Here is a 22,910-nt window from a genome sequence, read left to right on the forward strand (position 1 = left end):
CGGTGGTCAGTACCGAGGGCGTCGCCCCGGGCCCGTCCTCCGCACGACCGCCGAACGCCTTCGACCGGATGTACGGCAGGCAGGGTGGGATTCGGCGGACGCCGTGCGACGGTGCCCGTGCTGAGGTTCGCGGGGAGAGCAGTGCGCACAGGCAAAGCCAGAGAGATGCGGAATCTGATCGGTCAGCTGGTCGACGGGCTGACACTGCCCGTGCCCACGGACCCCGACGTCCTGTTCGCCGCGCTGGTCGAGGCCGTGAGCGAGCTGAGAGGCCGTGAGGTCCGGCTGGTGAAGGAGGAGTTCCCGCACCAGACCGCCAGCGGACTGTGGCTCGACCTCCCCGCCTACGACCTCATCGTGGTGGACAGGCGGGCGACGCCCCTGCACCAGCTGGCGATCTTCTTCCACGAGGTGTGGCACATGCTCAAGGGGGACTGCGGCAACCACGTCGTGGGCAAGGCGGTGGCGGCCCACATGGTCTCGACCGGCGCCGAACTCCCCGAACTGCAGGAGCCGGTACGCAAGGTGGCCGCCCGCACCGAGTTCGACCGGCGCGAGGAGGCGGACGCCGAGCGGTTCGGACTACTGGCGGTCACCCGCTTCCGTGTCTGGCTGGAGGGCGAATCCGACAGCGCCGCCATGGACCGCGGCAAGATCGCCGGCCGGATCGGTGCGTCGCTTGGACAGCGCCGGCCACAGGTCTGAGCAGTGGATTCCTCGGACTACTACATACCGGCCGTCGCCACGCTGATCGGTCTCGCCGTCAAACTGCCGGGCCTGGTCAAGGACTGGCGCGACCCGCTCGTACGGTCCGTCTGCCTCGTGATCGCTCTCGGCGGCGCCGGCTTCTTCTTCGCCGCCCCGCCCACGATCACCGCCGTCAACGAGACCACCGGCACGGCCAACTTCTCCAGCCCGCTGGTGTACGGCATCATCAGCGCCTTCAGCGCGGCCTGTCTGCTGCTCATCGTCCACTGGCGCGGGGGCCCGCCCGAACACGTACGCAGTGTCTCGCGGCGCTGGCAGGCCGGGTACACCCTGGTCGTCGTCATGCTGGTCGTCCTCTTCGCCCTCGGCGACGCTCCGGTGGACCGGCACACGGACTTCGACACCTACTACGCGACGACCCCGTTCATCCGCGAGATGATCGTGCTCTACCTGGTCGCCCACATGACCGCCGCGCTCGTCACGACGGTGCTGTGCTGGCGCTGGGCGCTCCAGGTGAGCGGATGGCTGCGGGCCGGTCTGTGGATCCTCGTCCTCGGCTGGCTGCTGAACCTGGCCTTCAGCGGCTTCAAGATGGCCGCGGTGGCGGCGCGCTGGGCCGGCCAGGACTGGGGAGCCCTCAGCACGACCCTGGCGCCGCTCCTCTCCGCGCTGTCCGCGCCCTGCGCCACCGTCGGATTCCTGGTGCCCCTCGTGGGCCCCTGGGCGGTCGCCAACTGGCGGGCGGCGAAGACCTACCGCGAGCTCCGCTCCCTGTGGCGCGAACTCGGACGCGCCTCGCCCCGTACACCGCTCGCCGGTCCCATCCCGTGGTACTCGTCTCCCCAGGTCCGCCTCACCCGGCGTGAGGCGGGCATCCAGGACGGGCTGAGCCTCGTGGCGCCGTGGTTCGACACCGGGGTCCGTACGCGCGCGCGGGCCGCGGCGGTCGCCGCGGGCCACACCGACGACGAGGCCGCCCGTATCGGCCATGCGGCGATGGTCGCCGCCGCGGTCCGCGCGGCCGGCCGGGGCCTGCCCGTCGGCTCCTGTGTCCTCCCCGACCACTCCGAGATCAGCGCGGTGCGTACCGCGCCCCTGGGCGTGTCGGTGGCGCTGCGTTCGTCCCCGATCGTCGCGGCGGCCCGGGAGAGCGGAACCGCCGTCCCGGCAGAGGACGGTGAGAAGTCCCCCACATGACCCACATGACCCACATACACATACACATACATGTACACATGCACGTACAAGCACAGCCCTCCGTGGCCGCGGAAGGCCGGTGAAGTCGTGGACGTCGTCTTCTACATCCCTGGCGTGATCCTTCTCGTCACGGCCGTACTCAATCTGCCGGCCATGCGGGGAGCCTGGCGCGACCCCCTGATGGCCGCGAGCATCTCGGTCCTGCTCATCGGCGCGCTCGTGTGCATCCTGTCCGCGCCTCCCACCATCGGTGTCGTCAACGACCTCACCGGCATCGCCAACTTCTCCGCACCGCTGGTCTATTCGGGGATGTCCGCGCTCAGTGCCTGCTACCTCGTCCTGATGATCGCCTGGAGGGGCGGAGAGCCCGAGCGCGTCGCCCGCGCGTCCCTTCTCGTGGTGTGCGTCTACGGACTCGTGATCATCGGGATCGTCACGCTCTTCGCCCTGGCCGACGTACCCGTGGAACGGACCAGGGACCTGGACACGTACTACGCCAGGACGCCGTACATGCGGGAGATGATCCTGCTGTACCTGGTGGCCCACACCGCGGCGACCGCCGCCCTCGCGGGCATGTGCCTGGCCTGGCTGCGGAAGGTGCGGGACCTCACGCGCAAGGGCCTGACGCTGATCGTCGTCGGCGTGCTCTTCGACCTGTCGTACCAGATCGCCAAGTACCTCGCCATCGGCGCCCGTTGGGGCGGCCTCGACTGGGACTTCCTCTCCACGAGCCTCTCACCGCCCCTCGTGGCGGTCGCGGGCGTCACCGTCGCCGCCGGCTTCGCGCTGCCGCGCGTCGGCCCCTCTACCGCGGACAACTTCCGCGCCTGGCGGCGGTATCGGCTGCTCCGGCCGCTCTGGCTTGAGCTGCGCGACCTGCGGACACCGGTGGCCGACACCCACTGGTGGGACCTTCCCGTGGTGCGCCTGGTGCAGCAGGAGATCACGATCCTGGACGGAGTGCTGGTGTGCTCGCCCTACCTCGACAACGAGGTCCGCAGGGCGGTGGCGCTGGAACACGCGGAGATCGTGGCCGAGGCGGCCATGCTCGCGGCGGCCAGGGTGCATGTCTCCGTGGGCCCCGACGCCGAACTCCCCTCGGACGTGGGCCGGCTGCGGTCGGTGGCGCAGCCTCATCTGATGGTGCAGCTGGCCCGGGCCCTGTCGTCCTCGCCCGTCGTCGCCGAGGCCCGGCAGCGGGCGTCCCGGCAGAAAGCACGCCAGGGCCACGACGACCGAGACCGAGACCGAGACCGCGATCACAACCGCGATCACGACCACGACAGGGCCTGACGGGTCCGAGGTGGCCGGTCGGCCCGCTCATGGTTCGATCAACGGGCGGCCGGACCGGAGGACACCCCGGTTCCCGCGCTCCGCACAGCGATCACCCGTACCCGCGCGCCCCGCGTGCCGCAGTCATGCGCCGACGCCGGTCAACAGAGAGGGCCCACACCCATGTCCGACACGAAGTCCACCCCCCGGCGCGGCGCGATCGTCGTCGGAGGGGGCATGACGGGCATGCTCGCCGCGTCGGTGCTCGCCCACCACGCGGACGTCACGATCATCGAACGGGACCTTCTGCCGGACGGCCCACGGCCACGCAAGGGCCTGCCACAGGCCCGGCACGCACACGTCCTGTGGTCCGGTGGCGTCAAGGCCCTCGATGAGCTCCTGCCGGGCATCATCGACCAGCTCGTCGACCGTGGCGCCCGGAGAACACCCGTCATGGCCGACCTGGTGTCCAAGGCTCCCTCGGGGCAGTGGTTCCGCCGTTTCACCCATGGCGGCCACATCAGCCTTCTGTGCAGCCGTGACCTGCTGGACGCGGTGATCCGCGACCGAGTGCTGACGGACCACCGGGTCACCCTGCGCCAGGAGACCGAACTGCTGTCCCTGGAAGGCGGCGCCCGCCGTGTGTCCGGCGTCCGAATACGTGCGGCGGACACCGAAAGCACGCTCCCGGCCGACCTGGTGATCGACGCCAGTGGCCGGGGCAGCCGGGCCCCCAACTGGCTGCGGGACCTGGGGCTCCCGCCGGTGCCGGAACGCACGGTCGACGCCGGCTTCGGTTACGCCAGCCGGATCTACCGTGCCCCCGGCACGACCGCCGACGGCTTCCCGATCGTCAACGTCCAGGCGGACCCCCGCAGGCACCCCGGCAGGGGCGGCATCATCACCCCCATCGAGGGCGGCCGTTGGCTGGTGACGCTCGCCGGAACCAGGGGTGGCCGGCCGAGCGCCGACAACGCGGAGTTCGTGCCCTTCGCGCTCGGTCTGCCGCACCCCGTCATCGGTGAACTCCTCGCCGGTGCCGAGCCCGAGACGGACGTCGTCACCACCCGCAGCACGGCCAACCGGCGGCGCTACTACGAGAAGGCCGCGCGCTGGCCCGACGGCTTCGCCGTGCTCGGTGAGGCGGTCGCCGGCTACAACCCCGTCTACGGTCACGGGCTGAGCGCCGCCGCGCAGAGCGTCGTCGCGCTGCGCCGCATCCTGGAACGCCAGGACCTCCGCACGCCCGGCACGGCCCGGCGCGTCCAGAAGAGCGCGGCGCGTCCGGTCGAGAACGCCTGGAGCCTGGCCGTGGGCCAGGACATCTTCTACCCGGGCGCCAGTGACGAGCCCCCCACCCGGCTGGAAAGGGCTCTGGCCGCCTTTGTGGACAGGGCGGTCGACGCCGGATCGAGGAATCCTCGCGCCCTGCGCATCCTGCTGGACGTGATGAGCATGGAGAAGCCGCCCTCCCGGCTCCTGATGCCCGACATGCTCGCCCTGGTCTGCCTCGGCCGCAAGAAGCCGCACCTCGGGGGCCCGCCGCTGACGGACCGCGAGCGCGGGGCCGCCACCACCTCCTGAGCTCCTCCTCCGTCCACCGTCACTCCCTTGACTGGTGACGACCCCTCTGGGAGAATTCGTCACCAGTCAAACAGGTGACGCCGTGTGGGCGGCGTCGAGCAACTCCGCGACACAGGAGGCCGGGATGGCGCAGGGTGAGAAGGTTCGGGTTCCGGACGTCGCCGAGGTGGCACGCCGTGCGCGCTTCGGTTCACTGCCGGGGAGGGTCCGTCTCGCGGACACCGTCGAGGAGAGGCCGGCCACGGTCCTGGACCCCGCGCGAAACGCGTACAACGACGACGAGTGGCTCGTTCGGACGTGCATCTGACGTCCGCGCGTCAGTGGGCGTGCGCGTCAGCGAGTGCGGGCGTCAATGGGCGCGGGTGCCGGTCTGTGCGGCGGGCGCCCGCGCCTGCTTCTTGCGGGCCCGGTACGCCGCCGCCTTGAGCTTGTTCCCGCAGGACTCCATGCCGCACCACTGCCGGCGCACTCCGCGGGACCGGTCGATGTAGACACGGGTGCAGTCGGGATTGCCGCACTCCTTGAGCAGCGGTACGTCCGGTCCGCTGAGCACCTCGACGGCGTGCCGCGCCACCGTGGACAGCGCTTCTTCCGGTGTCGCGCTCGTCCGCCGCCCCGTCGCGGTGAGCTGCGGTGCCGCCGGAGGCCTGCGCGCCGCGCCGTTCACCGTGGCGAGCGCCTTGCCGTCGTAGGGCTCTCCGAGGCGCCGGGCGGTGACCAGCTCGTAGACGGCCTCTCGTACGGCGACCGCCCGCGCGAGGTCGGTGTCCCCGCTGGGGGTGACGATGTCGACGATCCCCGCCTCCAGGTACCAGGCGTCCAGCCGCTCCGGTGACGCGAGCATCTCGAAGCGCAGTGTGTGGCGGGCGCGGAGTGTCGCGGCGAAGTCCAGGGCCGGGTCTCCGCACACGAAGGCATGATCCACATTCACGTCACCATCCTGACAGGTGACGATTGCCTGTGCAAGGCCCGCTCGCCGGGAGCGGCCGCAGGGTCCGGTGGCGCCCGGCACGGGGCATCGCGGCGGGTGCCGGGGCCTGACGTCGGGCATGAAACCGGTGCCGACCGCAGGAAGGTTCCCACGCGAACTCGGTTGTGGGAGCGCTCCCGTGAGCGTCAGGATGCTCGTCATGCGCCCCCAGCCGAGTATTCGCTCCTACAGGCCCGCCGACCGTGCCGCCGTCGCCGACATCTGTGTGAGAACCGCGCTCGACGGAGGGGATTCGCGTGAGCGTTATCCCGACGAGGAGTTGATGCCGTCCGTTTTCGCCGCGCCGTACTGCCACCTGGAGCCGGAACTCGCCTTCGTCCTGGACGACGGATCGGGCCGGGCGGTCGGCTACGTCATCGGCACCGCCGACACCCAACGGTTCGTCAGGACCTTCCGCACGAAATGGATTCCGCGGATCGCCGGACGCTATCCCGAGCCCACCGCGGAACCCCGGACACCCAGCGAGGAGATGATCGCCCTCCTGTACACGCCCGAGCGGATGGTCCTCCCTGACCTGGCCGCGTATCCCGCACATCTGCACATAGACCTTCTGCCGGACTGGCAGCGGCGGGGCTTCGGACGAGGGCTGATGCGGACGTTCCTCGCCGCCCTGCACGACCGTGGCGTCCCGGCGGTCCACCTGGGCATGGTCACCGCGAATGTCGCCGCGCGGGCGTTCTACGACCGACTCGGCTTCCACGAGATCCCCGTACCCGACCCCGGCCCGCTCACCTACCTCGGCAGGCCGACGACCGTGGATACTCCGTGAGACAGCACCCGCCCGGGAGAAGGCCTGTCGTACCCGTCCTCTAAGCTCCCGCGCATGAGCGAGGCGGACTCCGGCAGACGGGTCATCGACGGGCGGTTCCGGCTGGAGGCGCGGCTCGGGGGCGGCGGGATGGGTACGGTCTGGCGGGCCACGGACCTCGCCCTGCACCGGAACGTGGCCGTCAAAGAGGTCCGGCCTCCGGACATCGACCTCGCCGAGTACGACCCGCGGGGCGCGCGGCTGCTGCGGGAACGGGTGCTGCGCGAGGCCAGGGCACTCGCGAGGATCGACCACCCGAACGTCGTGACGATCCATCACATCGTGGACGGCGGCGAGGGAACGTATCCGTGGATCGTGATGGAACTGGTCGGCGGCGGCTCGCTCGCCGACCGGCTGGAGCGGGGCCCGACGGACCTCGTGGAGACGGCCCGGATCGGGCGGGAGGTACTGGCCGCGCTGCGGGCCGCGCACGCCGCCGGCATCCAGCACCGGGACGTCAAGCCCGCCAACGTCCTGCTGCGCCCCGACGGCCGCCCCGTGCTCACGGACTTCGGGATCGCGGCGATCCGCGAGTCGACGGCCCTCACCGCCACCGGTTCGATCATCGGTACGCCCGACTACATGGCACCCGAGCGCATCGCGGGCAACGACGGCGGGCCGGCGTCGGACCTGTGGTCGCTGGCGATGATGCTGTACGCCGCCGTCGAGGGCCGCCATCCGCTGCGCAGAGGCACGACGATGGCCACCCTGGCGGCCGTCCTGTACGAGGATGTGCCGCCGCCCCGGAAGGCGGGGCCGCTGGCGGACGCGCTGATGCGGGTGCTGGTGAGGGACCCGGAGGCGCGTCCCGACGCCGGGACACTCGACCGCATGCTGACGGCCGTGGCTGTCGGCGTCGGTGTAGCCGCGGCCACGAGCGAGGAGGCGGCCGGCGCCGCACCGGAGGCCCGTACGAATGAGGCCCGTACGAATGAGACCCGTACGGATGAGGCCCGTACCGACGAAGACCGTACGGAAGCCACCTCCTACCGGCTGACGCCTCCGCGGGACGCCGTGCCACGGCCGGGCGGCCCGACACCCGTAGGACCCGCTGGGCGCGGACGCCGGGCCACGGTCGCCCTGTCCGCCGTCGGAACGGTGCTGGTGGGCGTGCTGGCGTGGACACTGCTGCCCGACGGAGAGGGCTCGGGATCGTCGGCGTCGGGCGACTCGACGAACAGCGCGACGGCGAATCCGTCGGCCAGGTCCTCCTCGACGGACAGGACCGGTACGGCCGACGAGAGCCCCACGCCCCGGCGGACGGAACAGAAGACGCCCACCGACCTGCTGACACCGGACGGCATCCGCACCGCGTTCAGGGCCTTGGAGAAGGAGACGGGCCGCGACCGGTACGGCAACGTGACGGTCTACCCCGACTACGTCTCCGCGCAGGTGATGGTCGAGGGCAGCCGGACCAGTTACGAGCAGTACACCTACTACGTGGGCCGGGGCGTCCAGGAGAGCCCGATCAAGGCGCAGTTGGCCGGCGGGGCCCAGCCGATGACATTGGACGGCCTCGACTGGGACAGGCTCCCCGCCCTGCTCGCCGAGGCGGAGAAGAAGCTGAACGTCGACGACGCCACGACCCGCTACCTCGTGGTCAAATCACCGAACGACCTGTTCGACCGGAGCGCCGAGATGCTCGTCTACCTCGCGGACGAGTACAACAGGAGCGGCTATCTGCAGGCCGACGCCCGCGGCAAGGTGACCAGGGTGACACCTGCCGACTGACGGCGGTCAGCTGTCTGCCGGCACCGGGGGAGCGGAGTGCCGTGACGTCATCGCGGCCAGCTCCTCCGCGGTGCGCGGGCCGGCGGACTGAGAGGCCAGCAAACCCCGCGTGCGCAGCAGTTCGGCCACCGCGACCCCCCAGGGCAGCCGAAGTCCCGCCTGCTCCAGGAGGTCCGTACGGGCCAGCGTCGCGTCCGCGGGCCCGGTGACCGCTCCGGACGGAGTGAGGAGTGCCGCGTCGTCGGCCCAGCGCAGGGCGAGGTCCACGTCGTGCGTCGCCATCACCACGGTGGTGCCGCTCGCGCGCAGCCCGTCGAGGGTCGCGAGCAGCCGCTCCTGACCGTCCGGGTCCAGCCCCGCGGTCGGTTCGTCGAGGATCAGCACCCGTGGCCGCATCGCCACGGCGCCCGCGATCGCGGTCCGCTTGCGCTGTCCGTACGAGAGCAGATGGGTGGGGCGTTCGGCCAGGGCCGAGATGTCCAGCGCGGCGAGCGCCTCGTCCACCCGGGCCCGTACCTCGGTGTCGGGCAGGCCGAGGTTCAGCGGCCCGAACGACACGTCCTGGCCGACGGACGCGGCGAAGAGCTGGTCGTCCGGGTCCTGGACCACCAGCTGGACGGTCGTGCGCAGCAGGGTCAGGCCCTTGCGGTCGTACCGGACCGGCCGGTCCTCCACGGTCAACTGCCCGGTGTGCGGGCGCAGTCCACCGCTGAGCAACCGCATCAGGGTGGTCTTTCCGCTGCCGTTGCGGCCGAGCAGGGCGAGCGCCCGCCCCGCGCGCACCTCGAAGTCGAGGCCGCTGAGCACGGTGGGGCCGTCCTCGTACGCGTAGGACGCGCCCCGCAGGGCGACCAGCACGGGCTCGCTCATCGCAGCGGCCTTTCCAGTACGAAGGTGAGTGCGGCCACCGCCGCGAGCAGCGCGACGGCGGCGAGTGTGAAGCGCGCGGAGATCCGGGCCTCGGGTACCAGTACGCGCAGGGTGCCGTCGTAACCGCGGCCCGCGAGCCCGGCCTGCAGGCGGGTCGCCCGGTCGAAGGCCCGGACGAAGGCGGTGGCGCCGAGCCCGGCCAGCGAACGCCAGGAGGCGGCCCGCGTGGTGTGCCCGAGCCGGGCGGCCTGCGCCTCCCTGATCCGGCGTACGGAGTCGAGGAGCAGGAAGCTCATCCGGTACGTCACCAGGGCCACGTCGACGACCGGCGCGGGCACCCCGGCGTTCACCAGCCGTGGCAGCAGGTCGGACAGGGGAGTGGTGAACGCGAACAGGAGCACGCCGAGGGAGGCGGCCGAGGTACGCAGCAGGAGTTCCCCGGCGCGCACCGGGCCGCCCTCCGCCAGGGTCACGAACCCGTCCGGGCCGCCGACCTGGAGCAGCAGAGGGAGCGCACCGGTCACGCAGAAGCCCAGCGGCACCCGGTAGGCGCGCCAGAGCCGGCGGCCGGGTACCGCGGCCGGGCCCAGCAGCACGGCGAGGGCGGTCACCAGGACCAGGGCGGCGCCCGGCCAGGGCGGGAGAGAGATCGCCAGGACGGTCAGGCCGAGACCGAGCACGGCCTTGTCCACGGGGTGGCGGTGGCGCCAGCGACTGCTGTGCGCCGCCGCGTCGATGGGCAGCACGAAGGCTCAGGTCCGTTCGGTCGGCCGGTTCGGTCCGGCCGGGGACTCACCGGCGCCGCCGGGCACCCTTGCCGTCGCGTCCTGGGCGCCCTCCCGCTGTGCCAGGACCCGCAGTTCGCCCTGGCGCCTGCCTCGGCGCAGGCCGAAGTAGTAGGCGAGGACTCCCGCGCCGAGGGCGGCCTGGAGGGCGAACAGCGCCGACTCGATCTCGTCGGACGGCGGCTCGTACAGGGGCGAGAACCACGGCTCGTAGTCCGGCTCGATCTCGGTGATCGCGGTCTCCGCCTCCGCGTCGGCGCCCGCGAACGGCTCCTCCTTGTGGTCGCCCATGCCGAAGGCCAGCGGCAGGACGGCGAGCGCGGCCACGACGAGCAGCAGCAGGGCGTTGATCTTCGCGTTACGGCTCATCGGGCCACCGTCCCGGTCGTCCCGGTCGTCTCATTCGTCCCGGGCGTCTCGGGCGTCTCGGGCGTCCCGGGCGTCCCGGGCGTCCCTGGCGTCTCGGTTGTTCCGGTTGTTCCGGAGTTCTCGGACCGGGACCGCCCGCCGGCCAGGAACACGCCGAGCCGGGTCAGTTCGCCCTTGCTCGACTGCACCAGCAGCCGCATCACGAGCACGGTGAGCAGCCCCTCGCTCACCGCGAGCGGGATCTGGGTGACGGCGAAGATCGAGCCGAACTTGCCGAGCGCGCCCGGGAATCCGCTGCTCGGGTCGGGGAACGCGAGCGCGAGCTGCACGCTGGTGACGCAGTAGGTGGACAGGTCGGCGACGAACGCGGCGAAGAACACCGCGACCATCAGCGGCACGTCGAACCGTCGGAGCAGCCGGTACACGGCGTAGCCGGCCCACGGGCCGACGATCGCCATCGAGAAGACGTTGGCGCCCAGCGTGGTCAGTCCGCCGTGGGCGAGCAGCAGCGCCTGGAAGAGCAGGGTGATGGTGCCCAGGACCGCCATGATCGGTGGCCGGAACAGGATGGCGCCGAGGCCGGTGCCGGTGGGATGGGAACAACTGCCGGTCACCGACGGCAGTTTCAGTGCGGAGAGAACGAAGGTGAAGGCCCCCGACGCGCCGATGAGGAGCGTGCTCTCGGGATGTTCTCTGACCTCACGGGTGAGCGACCGGACTCCGTGGACGACGAACGGCGCCGACGCGACGCCCCAGGCGACCGCGTGCGCCGGAGGAAGGAAACCCTCGGCTATGTGCATGGCTCAGCAGACCCTCTCCAGCACCTCGTGGATGGTTGACGTGCCTTGGCCGGTCTCCTGGCTTACGGGTAACACCGCCCGTGCTCCGCCTTCCCGGGTCCAAGGACCCAGTGGCTGCCCGTAAGGGCCGGAGCCGGACTTCCCGATCACAGTGGCGAGGGCCGCACCGGCATCACACCGATTTCCCGAGCACCAAGGCGTCGTGACAGTAGTGCGCGTACAGGGGTGGTGACAAGCGGCCCTCGGGCGCCTGACCAGGGAACACAATGGTCAGGGGCCTTTTTCTGTCGGATCGGGAGCTTGGTCGGACCTCGGTCTGTACCGCTTCGAAGCGGTTGCGCACGACGGTGAGGGCGAGCCCCGTCGGACCGCTGATGCCATCCGAAGAGGAAGCCTGTCGAACGTGAAGTTGTCGGAGTCGTTGGGGTTCACCGTGACCGTCGCGGTGCTCGTGGGGTGGCCGGGGCCGAGGCTGCGCTCGCTGTCGGCCAGGGCGTGCGTGAACAAGTCGGTACCGCGGGGGATTTCCCGCCTCATGGTGGGCGTGGGACAGGTCGCAGCGGGAGAGCACGGTGTCGGGGTGGTCGGCGCCCAGGACGCGTTCGCTGTCGGCCAGGTTTCGCTCGGGCGATGTCACGGCCTGTTTGAGGTGTCCTGCCTGCGGACAGGCGCCCGCGAGGTGCTCGCGCGATCTCAGGGTGTCCGGGTGGTCGGGCCCGAGGCCGTGTTCGTGCTTGGCCGCCTGACGCTCGAAGTGGGGCACCACGTGGTCCCCGGCGCGGGCTGTCCGCTCCTCGGCCGGGGCGACGGGAACCCCGCAAGGGACCGCTCCTTTGCGGCCTGTCACCCGAGTACGTACGGCATGCGCCCCTGGGGTTCCCGGAACAGGCCACACCGCCCTGTCGGGCGCCGCCTTCTGCGGCGCCGGTACACAAGAGGTGCTGCGGGGGCGTCGATTCGGCTCGCCACGGTTCGTCGGTGAGGTACAAGGTCTCAGGAACACCGGGAGGAACCATGAAGTACATGCTGCTGGTCTGCGGCGACGACACCGCCGACGCCTCGGGTATGGCACCGGTCGAGCCATGGGTGGAGGAGTTGAGCGCGCGGCGCGGTGTACTGCTGCACGGCCATCGGCTGCGGCCCCCGGCCGACGCGGTGACCGTGCGCGTACGCGACGGTGAAGTGCTGCGCACCGACGGGCCGTTCGCGGAGACGAAGGAGTACGTCGCCGGGTACGACATCCTTGAGTGCGACAGTCTGGAGGAGGCCCTGGAGGCGGCCGCGCGGCATCCGGTGGCGACCATCGGGGCCATGGAGGTGCGCGCGTTCTGGGACGACGAGGACACCGAGGGGGACATCCGCCGGCTCGACGCGGAACTGACGGCCGCCGGGCGCGAGCGGGACTTCGACCGGGCGATGGCTTGTTACGCACCCGACGCGGAGGTGTTCCACCCGGTGAGCGGCCTGGAGCAGCGCGGGGTCGAGGCGCTCCGCAAGGCCGAGGAGGTGTGGTTCTCGACCTTGTCCGGGCCGGTGGAACGCGAGGTGCTCGAATTCCGCGTGCGGGCCGACGAGAGCATCGCCTTCAGCCACGCGCTCGTGCGGATGCGCGTCACGCCGGTAGGCGGCGACGCGCTGGACACCACGGCGCGGGTGACCACCGGTTACCGACTGACGGGCGACCGCTGGCTGATCGTCCATCAGCACACGTCCGTGGCCCTCGACAGCACGGTCCCCGGAGCCGCCGGGTCCTGAATGAGCCCTGGAGGGGCCTGGCTGGAGGCCCCTCCAGCACATCCGTTACGCGCCCGAGCATGCGCCAAGTCTTGACGTGCTCCTGGCGAGATGCCTCTATGGGAGCGCTCCCACTTTCCCGAAACCCGAAACCCGAGTTTCTTGGCGCTCACTCCCTGGAGTCGCAGTGAGAAGAACAAGAAGCACGACACGGAAAAACCCTGTCAGCGCGTTGCTCGCCGCACTGGCCGCCTTCCTCGGGCTCGTCGTTCTCGGCGCGCTCGTACCGACCGCCGCACATGCCCAGTTGCCTGGTGAGTCGTCCGGCGCGTCCCCGGGCGTCCTCGCGACCGGTCTCCATATCGACAACGGCCGCCTGCTCGAAGGCAACGGCAACGATTTCGTCATGCGCGGCGTCAACCACGCCCACACCTGGTATCCGGGCGAGACGCAGTCGCTGGCCGACATCAAGGCGCTCGGCGCCAACTCCGTCCGCGTCGTCCTCTCCGACGGTCACCGCTGGAGCAGGAACAGCCCCGAGGACGTGGCCGCCGTCATCGCCCAGTGCAAGGCCAACCGGCTGATCTGTGTACTGGAGGTGCACGACACCACCGGCTACGGCGAGGATGCCGCGGCCGGCACGCTCGACCACGCGGCCGACTACTGGATCGGCCTCAAGAGCGTGCTCACCGGCCAGGAGAACTACGTCATCGTCAACATCGGCAACGAGCCCTGGGGCAACACCGACCCCGCGGGCTGGACCGATCCGACGATCGCCGCAGTCAAGAAGCTGCGCGCCGCCGGGTTCGAGCACACCATCATGGTGGACGCGCCCAACTGGGGCCAGGACTGGCAAGGAGTCATGCGGGCCAACGCCCAGGCCGTCTACGACGCCGACACCACCGGCAACCTGATCTTCTCGATCCACATGTACAGCGTCTTCGACACCGCGGCGGAGATCACCGACTACCTGAACGCGTTCGTCACCGCGAAACTACCCATCCTCATAGGTGAGTTCGGCGGTCCGGCCGACCAGTACGGCGACCCGGACGAGGACACCATGATGGCCACGGCGCAGCAGCTGCGCCTCGGTTACCTCGCCTGGTCCTGGAGCGGTAACACCGACCCGATCCTGGACCTCACGATCGGCTTCGACCCCACACAGCTCAGCTCCTGGGGCCAACGCATCTTCAACGGCGCCAACGGCATCGCCCAGACCTCCGAGGAGGCCACGATCTACGGCGGCGGCACCCCGGGCGACACCCAGGCCCCGACCGCTCCGGGTACCCCGGGTGCCTCCGCCGTGGCGGCCACCTCGGTGACCCTCACCTGGACCGCCGCCACCGACAATGTGGGCGTCACCGCCTACGACATCGTGCGGGTCGGTGGAAGCAGCGAGACAACGGTCGCCGCGTCCACCACCAACACCACCACCGTGACCGGGCTCACCGCGAACACGGCGTACACCTTCGCCGTCTACGCACGTGACGCGGCCGGGAACCGCTCGGCCCGCTCGGCCACGGTGAACGTCACCACCGCCGACGGCGGCAGCACACCCGGCACGAGCTGCTCCGTCGGCTACCGCGTCAGCGGCGACTGGCCGGGCGGCTTCCAGGGCGAGATCACCATCCGCAACACGGGAACCGCCGCGGTCAACGGCTGGAAACTGGTCTTCGCCTTCGCCAACGGCCAGACGGTCTCCAACATGTGGGGAGGCACCCCGACCCAGAGCGGTACGACGGTGAGTGTCGCCCCCGCCTCGTACACCTCCACCATTCCCGCGAGCGGTTCGGTCGCCGTCGGCTTCACCGCCAACAAGGGCGCCTTGAACACCGCTCCGACCGTGTTCACCCTGAACGGCACCACCTGCGCCGCCAGCTGACTGGCAGTCATCAACCGGCGGCCGTCAACTGGTAGGAACTGGCCGGCGGGGTCATCGCGCCCCGTCGGCCGGTCGGGCGCCGGGTGGTCAGGCGGTGGTGTCCGGGGCGGTGTCCTGCTCCGCGGGGGTGTCGGCCGCAGCGGCCCTGGACGTCGTGTAGAAGACGGACGACCCCTGCTTGGTGCGCTGGACCTGGCCCTTGGCGACGAGCCCTTCCACCGTGGTGCGTACGACCTTGGGCTTGATCTCGCGCTCGGGGTGGGCCTCCGCGAGCGCCGTGGCGACCTCGGCGGACGAGCGCGGCTCGGACTGCCGACCGAGGTGTTCGCGGATGAGCTCGACGAGCGTGGGCTTCGCGGCGGCCGGCTTCGCGTCACCGGACTCGGCCGCGGCGGGCTTGGCTTCGGTCTTCGAGGCGGCGGGCTTCGCAGTCGCGGGCTTTGCGACGGCGGACTTCGGAACACCGGCCTTCGAGGCCGACTTGCCGGTGGCCTTCGTGGCGGCCGACTTCGTGGTGGTGGCCTTCTTCCGCCCGCCCGCCGTGGCCGTGGCCTGCCGCGGCACCGAAGGCGCGGGCACGGAGCCGCCCTTGGCGTTCGCGGCGGCCTTGTCACCACCCAACGCCCGCTGCAGCTCGGCCAGCAGGGTCTGGTCGTGCTGCAGGGCACTCAACTGCTCCTGCAACGACTCCACTTCGGCGCCGATACGTTCCTGCTCCTTGGTGTTGCGTTCGAGGTCCGCAGCCACCTGAGCGGCGTACTGGGTCTTGAGTTCCGTGGCGGCCGATTCGACTTCGGACATGGCAGTTACCCTTCCTCGTCATCGTGTGGTGCTGGAGCCGGATGCTACTCGCATCATCAGGCCATGATCCCGAAGTTGTCAGGACCGTCCCCGCGGTTCCACGACCCCTGACACACCGCCGCGGGCCGCAAAGGCGCAGGCGGCGACGTGTGCGAGGGACACCTGACCACGCGCGCGAAGCCATGTCTCGAATTCAACCTTCAAGGTGACTTTAAAGACCGACCGACCGGTGCACCCGACTCGCAGCGTGAACGGCTTCCGGTGGTGCACCTGAAGGGCGGTGGCGGCAGTTATGCGGACATGGACTGGAAGTCCGCCCAGTACCGCAGGGCTTCACGGATGGACCGTTTCGCGCGCCCCTGGATCGCGCACGCGGTGGAGCACCTGTCCCAGGCCCGTGAGGAGCACTTCACCGGCATCCTCTCCGTGTGTACGCCGCAGTGACCGGCCGGTGGCCGCACACTTGGGTCCCAGCTAGCGCACGGTGTTCGCGGCCTGGTTCACCGCGTACGAATCGGAACTGCGCTACTACTCACCCGGGCTGATCATGCACCTCAGGGTGGCGGAGGGTTTCGCGACTCGTTCCCCGCCCGGTGGCGACGGCACACCGGCTGTGGCGCGGACCGGTGCGCGGCCCGCGGAACACGGTTCTGGCCCGTCCGAAGCTCAGGGAGCCCGCGGAGCGGCTGCTGAAGACGGTCGGCGCGCTGCGTACCGCCGGCTCGAACGGCCTGCGAAGGAGCGTCGACCGAAGCCGGGGACCGCTCTGTTCGTCCCCCGTACGTCAGAGGCGGCTGTCCTCTGTCTCACCGAGGGAGCTGTCGGGCTTGCCCAGGGACCATCCGGAGACGTCCGTGAGCCGCCCCCGCCACAGGGGCATCACCACAGGGCCGCCCGTCCCGACGACACTGGTGGCGTCGCGCAGGTGGATCCACTGCGGCAGCCGCTGGGGGACAGGACGCCCCTGCTTGTCGGAGACCGCCTCGTCCACCTGCTCGGGGAACCGTTCCAGCAACTGTGCGCCGGGTCCGTCGACACCGCGGAGGCTGCGCGCCCAGTCGGCCTTCCAGGCCTTGTGGGAGATGAGGTCGCCGTAGAGGAGATTGCCCCCGAGGAGCAAGGTGATCGGCAGCGCTGCCTGCGGGTCCTGGCCGACCAGCCGTACCAGCATCTGCAGCTGGAGATCAGGCACTGTCTCGGTCACGATCGGCGCGGCCGACTCCCGGAGCGGGTCCTGCTCGTCACTCACGGCCTTGCTTGTCCTTTCGATCCGTCACACGTGTCGGTCCCGTCACACGTGCGACAGCCCGTGGTTCCGGCGAGGCAGCGGCCGTCACGCGGCCAGCAGTCCGGCGCGGAGCCGACTCAGGGTGCGCGTCAGCAGACGGGAGATGTGCATCTGGGAGAGGTCCAGCTCGCGGCCGATCTCCGCCTGGGTCATCTCCCGGCCGAAGCGCATCTCGATGATGGTCCGCTCCCGGTCGTCGAGCTGGCGCAGGAGGGGCGCGAGCGTGTGCAGGTCCTCGAACAGGTCCATCGCCGGGTCTTCCTCGCCCAGGGTGTCCGCGTACTTCGGCCCGCCGTCGCTGGAGTCGTCGTCGCCACCGGGGGTGTCGATGGAGCCGGCCACGTAACCGTTGGCGGCGACCAGGCCCTCTATGACCTCTTCCTCGCTCAGGTCCAGGTGGACGGCGAGCTCCTTGACCGTCGGCGGGCGGTTCAGCGTGGCGGCGAGGGTTTCCTTGCTCTTGGCGAGGGAGACGCGCAACTCCTGCAGGCGCCGCGGGACGTGCACGGCCCAGGTGGTGTCCCGGAAGAAGCGCTTGATCTCGCCGACGATGTAGGGGATCGCGAAGGAGGTGAACTCGACCTCGCGCGACAGGTCGAAGCGGTCGATCGCCTTTATGAGGCCGATGGTGCCGACCTGGATGACGTCCTCCATGTCACCGCTGCCCCGGTTGCGGAACCGGCGGGCCGCGAAGCTGACCAGGGACAGGTTCATCTCGATCAGTGTGTTGCGGGCGTACTGGTATTCGTGGGTGCCCTCCTCCAGCTCCTGCAGCCGGTCGAGGAAGAGCCGGGACAGCACCCGCGCGTCCTTGGGAGCTACCTTGCCCCCGTCCTCGATCCACGGCAGGTCGCCCGCGGCCTCCTGCACGCCCGTGCTGCAGTCAGACGCCTCGCGGGTGTTCACGGAGGTAGTCACGGTGCCGCCTTAACTAGAAAGCAAGTTGGTCGTCTCCTGCCCGGCTTCTCCAAGAGCATGTCTGCTCAACCCCGGTCAATTACGAAGGCGGCCGTCCATGGGCACCCAGGAGGCCGGAGTACAGTCTGCTCGCCGCGCCCGTGCCGGACCGGGCAGCGCGCTTCCTCCTGTCTCCTCTCTGTGCCGGCCGGGTGAGGCCATGACCAGTACGCAGGACCAGCCGGACACGCGGGACCAGCCGAAGACGCAGAACCAGCCGGATACGCGGGACCAGCCCGAGAAGACGCCCCGCCCTTCCGGGACATGGTCGTCGCCGCAGTACGCGCGACGCGCGGAACGGATACGGCGCCGACTGGAAAGACTCATCGGCATCGCGGCGACCGAGGGCAACTCCCTCACCGCTCTGCGCAACGGCGACGAGATCTTCGCCGCCATGCTGGCGGGCATCCGGTCCGCCGAGCACACCGTGGACATGATGACCTTCGTGTACTGGAAGGGCGACATCGCCCGCGAGTTCGCGCAGGCACTCGCGGAGCGGGCCCGGGACGGTGTGCGGGTACGGCTGCTGCTGGACGGCTTCGGCAGCAGGCTGATCGAGAAGGACCTGCTGGCGGCCATGGAACAGGCCGGGGTGCAGGTGGCGTGGTTCCGCAAACCGCTCGCCCTCTCGCCGCTCAAGCAGAATCACCGCTGTCACCGCAAGGTTCTCGTCGTCGACGAACGGACCGCGTTCACCGGCGGGGTGGGCATCGCGGAGGAGTGGTGCGGCGACGCGCGCAACGAGCAGGAGTGGCGCGACACCCATGCCGAGGTCCGCGGACCGGCCGTGGACGGTATCGCCGCCGCGTTCGCACAGAACTGGGCCGAGTGCCACAAGGAACTCTTCGACGACCGTGACCGGTTCGTCGCGCACACCCCCGAGGGCGGGGCCGTGGTGCAGGTGGTGCGCGGTTCGGCCAGCTTCGGCTGGCAGGACATGCAGACCCTGCTCCGGGTGATGCTGGAGTCGGCCGAGGAACGCTTCCGGCTGGCCACCGCCTACTTCTCACCGGACGCGTTCTTCATCGAGCTGCTGTGTGCCGCGGCCCGCCGGGGCGTGGAGGTGGAGATCCTGCTGCCCGGCCCGCACACGGACAAGCGGGTCTGTCAGCTGGCCGGCCAGCACTACTACGAGGACCTCACCGCCTGCGGTGTGAAGATCCACCAGTACCAGCCGACGATGATGCACGCCAAGGTCATCACCGTGGACAAGGTCGCCTCGCTGGTCGGCTCGACCAACTTCAACCGCCGCTCGCTCGACCACGACGAGGAGATCATGCTCGCCGTGCTGGACGAGGAGTTCACGTCGACGCTCGACGCCCACTTCGACGAGGACCTGACCGCCAGTACCCTGATCGAGAAGGGCCGCTGGAAACGGCGTTCCGTCGTGCAGCGGGCCCGGGAGGCGGCCGTCATCCCCATCCGCCGCTTCCTGTGACGGACGGTTCGACCGGTTCGACCGGTTCGACCGGTTCGACCGGATCGACCGGATCGACCGGATCGGTCGGATCGGCCGGATCGGCCGGGGTTCAGGCGGGCTTCTCGCCGGTCCGGCAGATCTGGCGGGCGATCTCGCGCAGCTTGACGTTGCGGTCCTGCGACGTCTTCTTGAGTACCTTGAAAGCCGTGTCCTCGGTCAGTCCGTAGCGCTCCATCAGGATGCCCATGGCCTCGCCGATCTCGTGCCGGGTCTCCATGGCGTGGCTCAGCTGCTGATGCGTACGGGCCGCGGAGAAGGCCACGGCCGCGTGGGAGGCGAGGATCCAGCCGGCGCGCCGGGCGGTCTCGTCGAAGGTGCCCGCTTTGTAGGAGTACACGTTCAGGGCGCCGAGGTTGTCGTCCTCGGTGAAGAGGAGGAAGCCCATCATGCTTCCCATGCCCAGCTTCCTCAGCTCGGGGGCGAGGCGGGGCCACTGCTTGCTCGGCTCCCGCAGGTCCTCGATGGCGTAGATCTGCTGACGGTCGGTCACCGCGTCGAAACAGGGGCCTTGCTGCAGGTCCTGCTGGATCCGGTCCGACCGGCGTACCAGGTCGCTCGTGGCCGCCAGTGCGTGCACCTCGCCCTGGCGCACCGTGAGAATGCCGGCCTCGTCACACCCGTTGATCAGGACCTTCGCATGCTCCACGACGCGGTCCAGGGTGCCCTGGGCGGAGTCCTGCGCCAGTAGATCCCTTGCCATCTCCGCCACGGAGATCGCGAACTGCTCCCAGAGTTCGCCCGGCACCTCAGACATGTGTCACCTGATCTTTTGGTGAAGCATCCCGGGACGCCTCGTGAAGGCCCATCTTGCCATCCGGGTGTCCGGGCCGTGCCGGGCCAGGCCTTTCGGTACGTCCAGTACGTGATCGCCGGCGTCGCTCGGAGGTCCGAGCCGCACTGTCCCACAGGACTTCCTGTTTCACCGGGGCGGTCCGGGGTGACCCGAAGGGGGACCGAACCCCGTGAACAACACCATTGCGACCGAAGGAGGCCCCCCATGGAGGGCTGGCGCGAATACGCGGAATGCCGCACCGTCGATCCCGACCTCTTCTTCCCCATCGGTAGTACAGGCCCCGCGCTTGTGCAGATCGAGGACGCGAAGTCCGTCTGCCGGCGCTGCCCCGTGCGCGAGGAGTGTCTGAACTGGGCGCTCGACACGGGTCAGAGCATCGGTGTCTGGGGCGGCAGGAGCGAGGCCGAACGACGCACCCTGCGGCGACGCATCCGCAGCCGCACATCCCGCGACAACACCGCGTAGCGCGGGCGGTGCGCGGGTGATGTCCGTGGTGCGTGGTGCGGTGCGTGGTGCACGCCACGCAACCCTCACCGCCCGGGACTGGGGGGTACCACTGGGGTAACGGCTCGTCACCACTGACAGGTGTTGGCCCCCGCGACGGGGGCAGACGGGACTGCTGAAGGCAGTTTTCCGCGCCGTACCCAGCGAGGTGGAGCAGTGGGCCCGCAGCAGGACCGAGCGCCCGGTCTCGTCGACGACACGAGCGACGAGGTGACGGAGCCGTCCGAGGACGAGCGTGACGCCTGGGAGCGGGTGCGGCGATCGGCGCAGGGAATGCGGCACCACGAGGCGAAGGCCGCGTGGGAGGACGCCCGCAAGGCGGCAGAGAAGGGCTCGCGCACCGGCCGGGACGCAGAGATCGCGCAGGCGGAGATCGAGGAATGGGAGCGCATCACCGAAGCACTCTTCGATCACGACGGGGCGTACGACAGCGCCGACGACCCCTTCGTCCAGGGCGAGCTGGAAGGCCGCGCACATCATGCGCCCCCGCCGCCCGGCCGCCGGTGAGGGGTGGCCCGCGGGAGTGGCCCGGAGCGGCTGTGACCCGCGATGTCAGTGCCCTGAGGAAGAATGCCGAGCAGCGAGAACGTCATCGCCCCAGGCGATACGCGATCGAACCCGTCCGTCGAAAGGCCGCCCGCACATGACGCCCACTACTCCCCACCGCCGTGCCGTGCCGCGAACCTCGGACGGAGCGCCGCTGACCTTGCTGCGAGCCGTCCCGCGCACGCCCGCACCCGCGCCGCTCGGCGCCGGCGGTTCCGAGGTGCTGCGGCTGATCACGGTGCAGCGCGTCCCCGTCTGTCTGACCGTGCACGCCAACGGCCGCCGCCGGTACGGCTACTGGCAGGCGGCCACGGCCGGCTCCGGGTTCGCAGGCTGTTACGTGGCCCTGCCCACGGACGAGTGCGACGCGCTGCACGCGGCGGGCCGGCTCGTGCTGGGTGACCCGGTGATCGACCCCTCGAAGACGACGTACCCGGTGCGTCCCGCGGAACGCACCGCGGCGCGTCCCGCGGCGCGTCCCGCGGCGCGTCCCGCGGCGCGTCCCGAGGTGCGTCCCGAGGTGCGGGGCTTGGCGACGGTGGCGGACGCGCCCCGGCAAGCTCTCACCGCCTGACGCCGGGTGCGCCTGTCAGGGCGCTTTTCCGCCGGTGCTTTTCTTCCTCGATCGCGGGGGCACATGTGTCGCTGGACCGTATTTCCAGCGAGAAAGGCCCACCGCACCCATGCCTGAGACACGAGATGTCGTCGAACTGATACTCGCGGACCACCGGAGGATGGAGGACCTCTTCCGGCAGATGCGCAGTGTCGAGGCGGACCGGGCGTCCGCGCTGAAGGAGTTCGCCGACCTCCTGATCGCCCACGCGCTCGCGGAGGAGACCAAGGTCTACCCCGCCCTCAAGCGTTACAAGGACATCGACGACGAGGAAGTGGAGCACGGCGAGGAGGAGCACGAGGAGGGCAACAAGGCGCTGCTCGCCCTCCTTGAGGTCGACGAGATCGGCTCGGACGACTGGGACGAGAAGCTCGAAGAGCTCGTGGAGGCCATCGCGCACCACACCGACGAGGAGGAGCGGACCATCCTCAACGGGGCGCGGGAGAACGTCGCCATGGAGCGCCGCGAAGAGCTCGGCGCGGACTTTCTCAAGGAGCGGGCGCACCGGCTGAAGTCCGGCTGCGGATCTGTCGACAACGTGCGCGGCATCGTGAAGAAGTGACTCCTGCGGACGGCTACCCGTCGGCATTCGATCGCGCGGATGCCCCTGTGGACGGCTTCCCGCCCGCATCCGAGGACCGGCTCGCACCCGCGGTTGCGGGCCGGTCCGACGCGTGTGCCGGACAGGCCCGGACAGGCTGGGCTGTTATGCCCGACGGGGTCGGCGGAGGCCCTACCGGCGGGTGAGCGGCACCACGGCCGTGATGCGCTTACCGCCGGTCCGGAGTTCCGAGATGGTGATGTCGCGGGCGAGACGGCAGACGATCGGCCAGCCATGCCCCCCGGGCCGCATGAACCCCCGCTCGTCGGCGTGCTGCGCCGGCCTGGGGAACTCCTGGCTGTGGTCGCTCACCGACAGGCGTACCTCCTGGTCGTCCAGCGTCACCTCGAAGCCGGTGACACCGCCGCCGTGCAGCATCGCGTTGGTCGTCAGTTCCGAGGCGACGAGCAGGGCGTCGCCGATGATGTCGTCACCGCCGAGGGCCTCGCGCCGCCGGGACCGACGGGCCTGAGCGAGCGCGTACCTCACCTCTTCGCGCACCTCGGCCGGACTGCGGGGTCCGGAGGGGGAGGGGGTGGGCCGGGACGGGACGGTCGACGCGCCGGTGACGGACGTCCGGTGCTCCCTGAGCATTT

Annotated in this window: 24 protein-coding genes, 1 pseudogene and 1 riboswitch; of the genes and pseudogenes, 15 read left to right on the forward strand and 10 right to left on the reverse strand. The window is 70.4% G+C overall.

All coding sequences use genetic code 11. The annotated features are described in order from the left end of the window. The first annotated feature begins 165 nt into the window (after positions 1-165). The 5 genes from ACIOKD_RS32015 (at position 166) to ACIOKD_RS32035 (ending at position 5,068) form a co-directional block, all read left to right on the forward strand. Positions 166-705: a toxin-antitoxin system, toxin component gene (locus ACIOKD_RS32015; RefSeq protein ID WP_402090946.1), complete on the forward strand. Its 540-nt coding sequence runs from the start codon at positions 166-168 to the stop codon at positions 703-705. Between the two features lie 3 nt (positions 706-708). Then, positions 709-1,905: an MAB_1171c family putative transporter gene (locus ACIOKD_RS32020; protein ID WP_402090948.1), complete on the forward strand. Its 1,197-nt coding sequence runs from the start codon at positions 709-711 to the stop codon at positions 1,903-1,905. Positions 1,906-1,935: 30 nt separating this feature from the next. After that, entirely contained in the window at positions 1,936-3,198 is a 1,263-nt protein-coding gene (locus ACIOKD_RS32025) for a DUF6545 domain-containing protein (protein ID WP_402090950.1), read from the forward strand. Between the two features lie 162 nt (positions 3,199-3,360). Further along, positions 3,361-4,761: an FAD-dependent oxidoreductase gene (locus ACIOKD_RS32030; RefSeq protein ID WP_402090952.1), complete on the forward strand. Its 1,401-nt coding sequence runs from the start codon at positions 3,361-3,363 to the stop codon at positions 4,759-4,761. Between the two features lie 34 nt (positions 4,762-4,795). Next, on the forward strand, positions 4,796-5,068 hold the full coding sequence (locus ACIOKD_RS32035) for a hypothetical protein (protein WP_402090954.1): 273 nt from the start codon (positions 4,796-4,798) through the stop codon (positions 5,066-5,068). A 42-nt stretch (positions 5,069-5,110) separates the two neighbouring features. On the opposite strand, the gene ACIOKD_RS32040 is transcribed toward ACIOKD_RS32035, so the two are convergent. Next, positions 5,111-5,692 (reverse strand): CGNR zinc finger domain-containing protein, encoded by a 582-nt coding sequence (locus ACIOKD_RS32040; protein ID WP_402090955.1) that lies wholly within the window; start codon positions 5,690-5,692, stop codon positions 5,111-5,113. 199 nt (positions 5,693-5,891) lie between these two features. Here ACIOKD_RS32040 and ACIOKD_RS32045 point away from each other — a divergent pair, with 199 nt between their 5' ends. Together ACIOKD_RS32045 and ACIOKD_RS32050 are read left to right on the forward strand one after the other, a co-directional pair. Beyond that, complete coding sequence (locus ACIOKD_RS32045; RefSeq protein ID WP_402091230.1) at positions 5,892-6,521, forward strand: GNAT family N-acetyltransferase; 630 nt, start codon at positions 5,892-5,894, stop codon at positions 6,519-6,521. Between the two features lie 54 nt (positions 6,522-6,575). Beyond that, the gene (locus tag ACIOKD_RS32050) at positions 6,576-8,291 is read left to right on the forward strand and encodes a serine/threonine-protein kinase (protein ID WP_402090957.1); all 1,716 of its coding nucleotides are present in this window, start codon (positions 6,576-6,578) and stop codon (positions 8,289-8,291) included. Positions 8,292-8,297: 6 nt separating this feature from the next. Here ACIOKD_RS32050 and ACIOKD_RS32055 read toward each other — a convergent pair whose 3' ends face one another. From ACIOKD_RS32055 to ACIOKD_RS32070, 4 genes are read right to left on the reverse strand one after another with little or no spacing between them, the layout of a single operon-like run. Beyond that, positions 8,298-9,161 (reverse strand): energy-coupling factor ABC transporter ATP-binding protein, encoded by an 864-nt coding sequence (locus ACIOKD_RS32055; protein ID WP_402090960.1) that lies wholly within the window; start codon positions 9,159-9,161, stop codon positions 8,298-8,300. Further along, a complete protein-coding gene (cbiQ, locus tag ACIOKD_RS32060) occupies positions 9,158-9,907 on the reverse strand; it encodes a cobalt ECF transporter T component CbiQ (RefSeq protein ID WP_402090962.1) in 750 nt (249 codons plus the stop codon). The genes ACIOKD_RS32055 and cbiQ overlap by 4 nt, the downstream gene beginning before the upstream one ends. Before the next feature lie 6 nt (positions 9,908-9,913). Then, positions 9,914-10,315, reverse strand: a complete 402-nt coding sequence (locus tag ACIOKD_RS32065) for an energy-coupling factor ABC transporter substrate-binding protein (RefSeq protein ID WP_402090964.1) — start codon at positions 10,313-10,315, stop codon at positions 9,914-9,916. After that, a complete protein-coding gene (locus ACIOKD_RS32070) occupies positions 10,312-11,115 on the reverse strand; it encodes an energy-coupling factor ABC transporter permease (RefSeq protein ID WP_402090966.1) in 804 nt (267 codons plus the stop codon). The genes ACIOKD_RS32065 and ACIOKD_RS32070 overlap by 4 nt, the downstream gene beginning before the upstream one ends. 29 nt (positions 11,116-11,144) lie before the next feature. Next, positions 11,145-11,327, reverse strand: a riboswitch (cobalamin riboswitch). Between the two features lie 802 nt (positions 11,328-12,129). Between ACIOKD_RS32070 and ACIOKD_RS32075 the strand changes: the two genes are divergently transcribed. Continuing rightward, the gene (locus ACIOKD_RS32075; protein WP_402090968.1) at positions 12,130-12,870 is read left to right on the forward strand and encodes an SgcJ/EcaC family oxidoreductase; all 741 of its coding nucleotides are present in this window, start codon (positions 12,130-12,132) and stop codon (positions 12,868-12,870) included. 166 nt (positions 12,871-13,036) lie between these two features. Next, positions 13,037-14,731, forward strand: a complete 1,695-nt coding sequence (locus tag ACIOKD_RS32080) for a cellulase family glycosylhydrolase (protein ID WP_402090970.1) — start codon at positions 13,037-13,039, stop codon at positions 14,729-14,731. A gap of 87 nt (positions 14,732-14,818) precedes the next feature. On the opposite strand, the gene ACIOKD_RS32085 is transcribed toward ACIOKD_RS32080, so the two are convergent. Then, the gene (locus ACIOKD_RS32085; RefSeq protein WP_402090972.1) at positions 14,819-15,532 is read right to left on the reverse strand and encodes a hypothetical protein; all 714 of its coding nucleotides are present in this window, start codon (positions 15,530-15,532) and stop codon (positions 14,819-14,821) included. Positions 15,533-15,832: 300 nt separating this feature from the next. Between ACIOKD_RS32085 and ACIOKD_RS32090 the strand changes: the two are divergent. Continuing rightward, positions 15,833-16,254 (forward strand): annotated as a pseudogene (locus tag ACIOKD_RS32090) (GNAT family N-acetyltransferase); the annotation flags it as partial. Positions 16,255-16,316: 62 nt separating this feature from the next. Here ACIOKD_RS32090 and ACIOKD_RS32095 read toward each other — a convergent pair. Both ACIOKD_RS32095 and ACIOKD_RS32100 read right to left on the reverse strand, forming a co-directional pair. Continuing rightward, positions 16,317-16,781, reverse strand: a complete 465-nt coding sequence (locus ACIOKD_RS32095) for a hypothetical protein (protein WP_402090974.1) — start codon at positions 16,779-16,781, stop codon at positions 16,317-16,319. An 84-nt stretch (positions 16,782-16,865) separates the two neighbouring features. Further along, positions 16,866-17,738, reverse strand: a complete 873-nt coding sequence (locus ACIOKD_RS32100; protein WP_402090976.1) for a SigB/SigF/SigG family RNA polymerase sigma factor — start codon at positions 17,736-17,738, stop codon at positions 16,866-16,868. A 199-nt stretch (positions 17,739-17,937) separates the two neighbouring features. Here ACIOKD_RS32100 and ACIOKD_RS32105 point away from each other — a divergent pair, with 199 nt between their 5' ends. Then, on the forward strand, positions 17,938-19,215 hold the full coding sequence (locus ACIOKD_RS32105; RefSeq protein ID WP_402090978.1) for a phosphatidylserine/phosphatidylglycerophosphate/cardiolipin synthase family protein: 1,278 nt from the start codon (positions 17,938-17,940) through the stop codon (positions 19,213-19,215). A gap of 91 nt (positions 19,216-19,306) precedes the next feature. Here the strand turns inward: ACIOKD_RS32105 and ACIOKD_RS32110 are convergent, their stop codons facing one another. Beyond that, on the reverse strand, positions 19,307-20,011 hold the full coding sequence (locus tag ACIOKD_RS32110; RefSeq protein ID WP_402090980.1) for a GAF and ANTAR domain-containing protein: 705 nt from the start codon (positions 20,009-20,011) through the stop codon (positions 19,307-19,309). 243 nt (positions 20,012-20,254) lie between these two features. Between ACIOKD_RS32110 and ACIOKD_RS32115 the strand changes: the two genes are divergently transcribed. From ACIOKD_RS32115 to ACIOKD_RS32130, 4 genes are all read left to right on the forward strand, one after another. After that, positions 20,255-20,515, forward strand: a complete 261-nt coding sequence (locus ACIOKD_RS32115; protein WP_402090982.1) for a WhiB family transcriptional regulator — start codon at positions 20,255-20,257, stop codon at positions 20,513-20,515. 195 nt (positions 20,516-20,710) lie between these two features. Then, on the forward strand, positions 20,711-21,061 hold the full coding sequence (locus ACIOKD_RS32120; RefSeq protein ID WP_402090984.1) for a hypothetical protein: 351 nt from the start codon (positions 20,711-20,713) through the stop codon (positions 21,059-21,061). A 166-nt stretch (positions 21,062-21,227) separates the two neighbouring features. Continuing rightward, a complete protein-coding gene (locus ACIOKD_RS32125) occupies positions 21,228-21,674 on the forward strand; it encodes a hypothetical protein (RefSeq protein ID WP_402090986.1) in 447 nt (148 codons plus the stop codon). Positions 21,675-21,783: 109 nt separating this feature from the next. Continuing rightward, positions 21,784-22,275 (forward strand): hemerythrin domain-containing protein, encoded by a 492-nt coding sequence (locus ACIOKD_RS32130; protein ID WP_402090988.1) that lies wholly within the window; start codon positions 21,784-21,786, stop codon positions 22,273-22,275. A gap of 171 nt (positions 22,276-22,446) precedes the next feature. Here the strand turns inward: ACIOKD_RS32130 and ACIOKD_RS32135 are convergent, their stop codons facing one another. After that, entirely contained in the window at positions 22,447-22,908 is a 462-nt protein-coding gene (locus tag ACIOKD_RS32135) for an ATP-binding protein (RefSeq protein WP_402090990.1), read from the reverse strand. Positions 22,909-22,910: the final 2 nt, after the last annotated feature.

This window comes from Streptomyces sp. NPDC087844 (genome assembly GCF_044742785.1).
Taxonomy (GTDB): domain Bacteria; phylum Actinomycetota; class Actinomycetes; order Streptomycetales; family Streptomycetaceae; genus Streptomyces.